Origin of the sequence: Amycolatopsis sp. NPDC058278, from assembly GCF_042881395.1 — a bacterium.
Taxonomy (GTDB): Bacteria; Actinomycetota; Actinomycetes; order Mycobacteriales; family Pseudonocardiaceae; genus Amycolatopsis.
The window spans coordinates 1-7,371 of record NZ_JBHVXZ010000226.1 but is presented as its reverse complement, the minus strand read 5'-3'; the positions used below and the strand labels follow the sequence as shown (position 1 = coordinate 7,371).

5 protein-coding genes are annotated in these 7,371 nt (G+C 70.4%); all 5 read right to left on the bottom strand.

The genetic code is table 11. The annotated features are described in order from the left end of the window. On the bottom strand, positions 1-758 hold a 758-nt coding region (gene aat, locus ACFVYA_RS48845; protein WP_387055379.1), incomplete at its 3' end, for a leucyl/phenylalanyl-tRNA--protein transferase. Next, positions 755-2,806, bottom strand: a complete 2,052-nt coding sequence (locus ACFVYA_RS48840; RefSeq protein ID WP_387055377.1) for a hypothetical protein — start codon at positions 2,804-2,806, stop codon at positions 755-757. The genes ACFVYA_RS48840 and aat, both read right to left, overlap by 4 nt. Before the next feature lie 2 nt (positions 2,807-2,808). Beyond that, entirely contained in the window at positions 2,809-3,711 is a 903-nt protein-coding gene (locus tag ACFVYA_RS48835) for an AAA family ATPase (RefSeq protein ID WP_387055375.1), read from the bottom strand. After that, on the bottom strand, positions 3,711-6,656 hold the full coding sequence (locus ACFVYA_RS48830) for an SUMF1/EgtB/PvdO family nonheme iron enzyme (protein ID WP_387055373.1): 2,946 nt from the start codon (positions 6,654-6,656) through the stop codon (positions 3,711-3,713). The genes ACFVYA_RS48835 and ACFVYA_RS48830 overlap by 1 nt, the downstream gene beginning before the upstream one ends. Positions 6,657-6,763: 107 nt before the next feature. Next, positions 6,764-7,237, bottom strand: coding sequence for a hypothetical protein (locus ACFVYA_RS48825; RefSeq protein WP_387055371.1), 474 nt, complete (start codon positions 7,235-7,237; stop codon positions 6,764-6,766). Between the last annotated feature and the right edge of the window lie 134 nt (positions 7,238-7,371).

Genomic DNA, 7,371 nt, shown 5'->3' with positions numbered 1-7,371 from the left:
TGAACACTAGTCCCCGACCCCGGGGCCACCGCGGAAGAACTCCCGCCGACGTCGGGGGAGGAGACAAGCGAAGACCAGGACCCCCGCCGGGTCTCCTTGGTCATGGCTTCGGCGAGAGCCTCCTGGAATTGCGACTGGGGCCATTCGACCGCACCCAGCCGCAGCACATGCGGCGTGGTCATCTGGCAGTCCAGGAAGTCGAACTGCGAGGCTTCAAGCTGTCCGAGCAGCGTGAACAGCGCAATCTTGGAAGCGTCCGACTCCAGCGTGAACATGGACTCGCCGAAGAACGCGCTCCCCAGCGAAACGCCGTAGAGGCCACCAACCAGCCTGTCTGACAGCCACGCCTCGACCGAGTGGGCGAAGCCGAGCTCATGCAACCGGCGATAAGCGCGGATCATGGCCGGCGTCAGCCAGGTGCCCTTCTCCCGGCGCGGAACCGCAGCGCACCCCGCGATCACCCCGGCAAACGCCCGGTCGAAGGTAATGGTGAAACGGGCCCGGCGCACGGCCCGGCGCAGGCTGCGGTCGACCCGGATCTCGCCGGGCAGCAGGACGGTCCGCGGGCTCGGGCAGAACCACGGTATCGGCCCCTTGGCGGAGATCGGCCAGGGAAAGATGCCGTTCGCGTAGGCCACCAGCAGCCGTTCCGGGCTGAGGTCGCCGCCGACCGCGAGGAGGCCGTTCGCGCGGGCCGCGGTGATCGGGGGGAATCCGGCGGCCGAGCGGGACTGGCGGAGGTCGGAGGCGAGGATCATCCCCAGGACCGGGTCATCTGGTCGCCGTACTTGCGGATCAGGAATTCGTGGAATTTCGGGTCGTTGGAGTCGCGTGGTGGTTTCCAGACGCCGTCGACCCAGTATAGGTGGGACAGTTTACGCTGTTCGTCGCGGTCGAAGGCGCCGAGCGGCACCCGGTGGATCGACTTGCGGTGCGAGTTCGCATAATGCAGCACCCGGTTGGGGATGCGCAGGTCGGCGGGGGCCACGCAGACCAGGCGTGCCTCGCAGTAGATGAGGCCGGCCAGAATGAGCGCCTCCCACCAGGACTCTATTTCGAACTCGACGTCGTCGAGGGCGCGCGGTGCCAGCTCCCATCGGTTGCCGATCGCGACGTTGCGGAACGACGAGACTACCGGGGTTCGGCGGCCGAAGTCAGCGCCGAACGCGGCCCGGGCCTGGCGGCCGGTGGTGGTGAGGTCCATGAAGGCGAGGTAGCCCGGGGTGCTCTCGTATTCCACCTTCAGGTCGTCGGAGTGGGACACCGAGCGGCGTTCCTGGCTGAACCGCCAGTCGAGGGCGAACTTTTCGCCCTTGTCGCCGCCGGTGCCGTAGGTGAAGCGGAACGTGTCGATGTCGGCGGGGGTGTCGAGGATCCAGGCGGTGGGTTCGCGCAGCCATTCGTAGCCGTCGGAGACAGTTCGCTCGATCTTGCGGACGTAGATCTCGGGGCCGGAGCGGGGGGTGTCGAGGTCGGGGGAGCGCTGGAGCAGCTGGCTGCGCATGGTCCGCCGCACGTCGACGCCGGACTCGATCGAGCCCCGGAACCGGATGCTGGTGGTCTGCACGGTGGCGGTGGTCAGCACCCGGTGGGCCTTGCGGCGCATCTCGTCGGCGAAGCGGTCGCAGGGCGGCCAGGCCACCTCACTGTGGGTGCCGCCGCGTGGGTAGTCCTCGGGCGGGCGGGGTTCGCTCTGGATCTCGTATTCGGTGATCCAGGGGTTGCAGTTGCGGGCGACGTATTCGGGCGCGGCCGACGGCGCGACCTGCAGCTCGTAGAAGCGGGACTCGGTGTCGAGCGGGCGGGCCACGGTTTTGACCCGGCCGACTTTCAGGTCGTCGAAGTAGCCGAGCAGGTGCCGGAAGATGCGCTCGCCGAACGCGTCGTTGAAACACGAAACCCCCGCCAGCCGTACGTCGTCAAGGGTCGGCGACAGCCGCCCCTGGCACTCGCCCATCTTGGTGAGCAGGCTGGTGAACGCGTCGTAGTTGCGCACCGAGAAGGCCATGTCGGGGGAGGATTTGGCCAGGTGGTGGACGATGGCGACGATCTCGCGCATCTTCCAGAAGTTGAGGGCGACGTGGCGCTTGTGGTCATACGCCTCGACCAGCCTCGGAATGTCGTCGAGACTCTGCAGCAGATGGCTGAGGCTGGGCCGCAGGCGCCGTACGCGCAGGTTGTCGGTGCGGTCGTCGTCGAGCAGCTGGCTGTCCGGTGGCTGCTGCAACTGGGCCATGAGCGGCCGGGCGTGCACGAGATCGCAGACGACCATGATCCGGTCGTACCAAGGAGCAAGTTCTTGAATTTGCCCGGCCATGTAGGACTCGCGCCACTCGTCGACCGGGTCGGAGCGGGCGGGTGGCACGGCCAGCAGTTCGTCGACCTGCGCGATGTACCACTCTATGCCCTTGATCAGGGCGAAGCCGTCGTCGGGCCAGGCCGGGTTGTCGACGCACTGGCGTCCTTCCAGGGCGGACGGGGACAGGGTCCGGTCAATGAACGCGACGTCGATCCCGTTTTCCCGGGCGGTACGGGTGGCTTCGGCGACCGCGTCGCACGGCGTGATGGTGAAGATCTCCCGGGTCTTGCCGTCGTCGCCGGCGGTGTGCACGACCGAGACCTTCGGCAGGTCGGCCACGCACTCGAGGTAGGCGTCCTTGATGTGGGCGGGGACCTCGACCGCGATCAGGTCGCGCGGGCCGAGTTTCAGCTCCTCGAAGGCCTGGCGGAACAGGACGCAGAAGTTCAGCCGGTTCCGCATGACCGGCACGATGTACACCTTCTGGACCGCGAGGTAGGGCAGCATGGTCAGGTCAGGATGTAGTTGCGGACCCGCTGCAGCAGGCTGACCTTGTCGCCGGAGCCGGAAGGCGACGACTCGTGGTGCTGCATCGCGTAGTGGACGAGGGCGAGCGCTTGCCGTACCGAGATCTCCAGGTTGCGCTCCTGGCTGTACCACTCCTCGAACGCAGCCAGCAGGTCGGCCGGAGGTTTCAGCGCCCGCTCGATGATCGCGACCAGGTCCTTGTACTCCGGCGGCTCCATCTTGATCCGGGGCAGGGTCCGCTGTTCGATGTATTCCGGCAGGTTGCGCCCGGAGCTGGTCATGTGCGGGTTGAGGGCGCAGCAGAACCGGAAGCCGCGGCGGGCGTCGTCGTCCTGGGGTTCGACGAACATCCCGGTCATCGCGGAGTAGAGGGCGACCCGGTCGTCGAGCACGGACGACAGCGGGCTCAGCGCCCGCTCGGGGGCCCGGTTGATCTCGTCGAAGAAGCACAGGCCGCCGACGATGATCGCGGTGGCGAGCGGGCTGGCCTGCAGGATCAGGTCGCCGGGTCGGTCGTCCTCCATCACCTCGTACGAGTCGGGGTCGGACGGCTCGGCCTGGCGTCTCGCCGCCGGGACCAGCAGCAGGGAGAGATCCTCCGGGGTCAGCTCCTCGTGGCCCTGGATGATGAAGAGCGGGCGGCCGGTCTGCCGGGCGACCTCGTAGACGATCTCGTTCTTGCCGACGCCGGGTGGTCCTTCGAGCCGGAAGTTGAAGGGCGGCAGGTCCGAGTCGACGAACCGGTTGGAGAAAAGGTCGATCCCCCACGCCATCTTGCACAGGTTGAGCTCGCTCTCCCGGCCGACGAAGGAGCGCTGGGGCACTCGCACCGGCCGGGCCAGCTGGACCGGTTTTCCTTCGAGGACCACGTATTCGTTCGCCATTACCACTTCCCCTTGGAAGTTTCGTAGCTCATTGTTCGAAAACCGATGCCGTCATACTGCACGCCGGGCATGAACCAGCTGCCGATGAACGACCAGAAGGCGGGCAGGTTCCGGCCGCCGGCGGTGCCGCCCTTGACCAGCAGGGGTGTCTCGGCCGCGGGCTGCTGGGCCGCGTGCCAGAACGGCTCGATGTCCGCGCCGTCGACGCTGGTGGCACACCACTGCCAGCACAGGCCGTAGAGGTCGTAGACGCCGAGGGCGTTGGGGGCGCCGGTGCCGATCGGCGCGTACGGGTCGTGGGCGGCGGTGTCGTCGTACCGCTGCATGGCTTTGCTGCCGAGGTCGGCGGCCTTGCGGTTGACCTGCCGGAGCCGGGCGATGACCGTGGCGGGCAGGTATCCGTCGGCGCCGAGCGGTTCGCTGAGCAGTTCGGCGGTCTCGTGGACGCCGTCGAGGACGGCGGCCCAGACGTAGCGCTGCTCGCCGTGCGCGACCAGGTCCCACAGGGCGGCCGACGGCAGCCAGAAGCCGACATTGTCGTGCTGAGCCGAGAGCCAGCAGCAGTAGGCCTCGGCCTCGAAGAACGAGACCCCGCGGACCGGCTGGTTGGGTGCGGTCCGCTCGGGGTGGCTCCAGCTCTGCGGCTGCTGCGGCCCGCCGGAGCGGGTGAGCCAGCGCCGGCCCTCGGCCGACCAGAACTCCGGGCGCGCGTAACCGCCGTCCTTGACGAAGGCCAGGAACTCCCAGTTGGTGGTGGGGTAGGGCGCGATCGTGAAGTCGGGCCCGGCCGGGACCATGCGGTCGGGCTGGATGCGCGGGTCGGCCGGGCCGAGCGCGGTAAGTGAGCCGAGCTGCAGGACAGCGGATGCCGTCTCAGCGGTCAGCACGGGCCCGCCGCTGCGCCACGACGCGTAGAGGGCGACCGTGTGGGCGAGCACGGCATCGTGGCCGGCCAGGGAGCGCACGAACGGCTCGACCTGGGGCTGGTCGAGCAGGTCGACGCAGAGGACGCCGACGCGACGCCGGCTGTCCCGATCAGGGATCGAGGCCAGCGCGGCGGCCGGCGTGCCGTCGTCGACCAGGGCGCAGGCCAGGAAATACTCCCGGATCAGGGTGTTCTCGAACCGCACCCGGCCGGTGTCGCGGACCACCAGCCCGACCTCGGCCGCGTCGGCGAGCCAGTCCTGGTCCGGCGCCGGCGCGGCGCCGCCGCCGATGGCCAGCCGGCTCAGGTTGCGGTAGATCTCGTCGCGCTGCGGGAGCCCTTTGAGGCGGGCCACGACGACCTGTCCGAGAGCGTCGCCGATGGCCAGCCGCTCGCCGGCCGGCTGGCGGCTGAGCGCGAGCAGCAGGAACGGGGAGCGCAGCAGGTCGCTGAGGCCGGGGGCGTAGCGCTCGAGGTCGAGGAACTCCCGGAAGCGGGGGCCGAGGGTGCGCTCGATCTGGGCCGTCGTCCACCGGCGCAGCTCGATGCCGGGGACGGAGCGCTGGGCCGGTGGCGTCTCGTTGGTGACCGACAGCAGGTAGCCGGTGTTCTCCGGCGGCCCGGCGATCTCGGCCAGGGTGGTCTCCAGGGTGTCCAGGTCGGCTGCGCGTAGCACCCCGTCCGTGTCGAGCAGCAGCTGCACCCGGGAGGCGAAGACGTCACCGAGCCGGACCCGGGGGAAGGCGTCGGCGATGGCCCGGTGGGCCCGGCCGTCGCCGCGCAGCTGGCCGGCGATCTGGTCGGCCAGGGTGGTCCGGTCCTGGCAGCTGCGCGCGATCCGGAACGTCACCGCCGGGGCGGCCGCGTCGTCGGCGAGGGCCGGGACGGTCGCGGCCAGGTCGATCTGCCGCAGCAGCGTGGACTTGCCGCCGCCGGGGACCGACAGCAGCACGGCCCGGTCGAGCCCGGGCGGCAGCACGGCCGCGTCGCGCAGCAGGCCGATGATCCCCGGCTCGCGCGGGTGCAGGTTGGCGCTGATCAGCTGGTCGGTGCGGGCCGACTGGAAGGTGCGGCAGTAGCGTTCGAGGCGGAACGCGAGCTCGTAGAAGCGGGAGCGGGCCAGCAGGTCGGCCAGCCGGGCCAGGACGTCGAGCGAGCCCGGGTTGGCCGGGGTGACCTCCAGCGTGCCGGAGAGGTCCTGGGCCCGGAAGAAGTCGGCCACGAGCCGCACCGCGGCGTCGCTGTTGACGGCGAGCAGCCGGTCGAGCGGGCGGCCGAGGCGGCGCACCTTCGTGTTCTCCCGCAGCCATTCGGTGCGGCGGGCGTAGCTGGCGTGGAACATCGGGCCGCTCTCGCACAGGTACGGCGTGTCGGGCAGCGACGACGAATAGGGCCGGGCGGCGAGGTAGCGGGGCAGGAAGGCGGCGCAGCGCACGCCGGCCCGCTCGGCTGCCCGGAACACGTGCTCGAGGAAGGGGCCGGGCGGCGGCCCGGCGTCGGACAGGGCGGCCGGGGAGAAGTCGACGAACAGCGTCCGCAGGCCGTCCAGCTGGCTCTCGATGCCCTCCGGGCTCTGGCCGGGCAGGACGCAGCAGTACCCGTAGCCCTGGCCGGCGGCCAGCCGCCCGATCGCGTCGACGATGTCGAGCGGGAAGTCCATGATGGCGATCAGCGGCCCGGGACAGTCGTCGAAGTAGTCCGGAAGGGCGACATGTCCGTCGCTGGTTCGCACGTAGAGCGGCGCGATCGGCTCCTCGGCCATCGGCTGGGCAGCCTGCAACCGGATGAGCGGTTCGGCGACCGCGGCCGGTGGCGGCATGCCGATCGCGCTGCGCATCTCGGTCCCGCGGACCTCCGCCAACTCCGGGTCCCGGTCCTGCAAGACCGATTCGGCGATCCGGCAGACCTGCGCCAGATACGCCGACCGGGTCGTCACCAGCGGGCCGGCGCCGGGCAGGAACACGTTGACCGTCGCCGTACTGCCGATTCCGACCCCGCCCTGCGCCCCGTACCCGGCCACACCCGGGCCACCCGGGCCGGGTTGGTCGGGCGGGTGTTGCCACCGCGGCGTCGGGCCAGGCACGCCGCTGTCGTCTCCGGGTCCGGTAGGTGGCCGGGCCGGCCCGGCTACCGAGGGCCCGGCTCCTCCTGCGGCTGGTGGCCGATGTGTACGGTGCTGGCCTGCCCGATCGCGGTCGCCCGGTCGTACGCGGTCGCGGTCACGTCCCCGGTGAACACCGTCGACCCCGGCGCGGCCAACACCTGCGTACCCGCGGCCTGCTCGGCCTGGCGGATCTGCTCCAGCAGGCCGGTCACCGTCCGGGCGAACGCCTCATCACGGCGGGCCGCCGCGGCGACCGCCATCTCGACCTGCTGCCGGGTCAACTCACTGACCTGACCCGACTCGCTGCCGGCTTCCTCGGCCAAATCCTGCTGGACCGGCTCACCCAGCTTGGCCAGCACCACCTCGTGCAGCCGGTCGCAGCCCGCGTCGATCGCCGCGTCGACCGTCTCATCCACCCGGCCACCCGCCCGGCGGGCCTTACGCACCGCCCACGCGATCGCCATCCCGGCGATCACCGACGCCTCCACCACCGGCACGACTTCCCCACCCCGCCCTCTCCGAAACCCGGCCCTCACCCGATCGTGAAGCCTCCCATAGTAGGCGGCCTGTCCACACCCGACTGTCCCCCGATTAGGCGACCCCATCAACCGCGGTCGGGGACTAGTGTTCG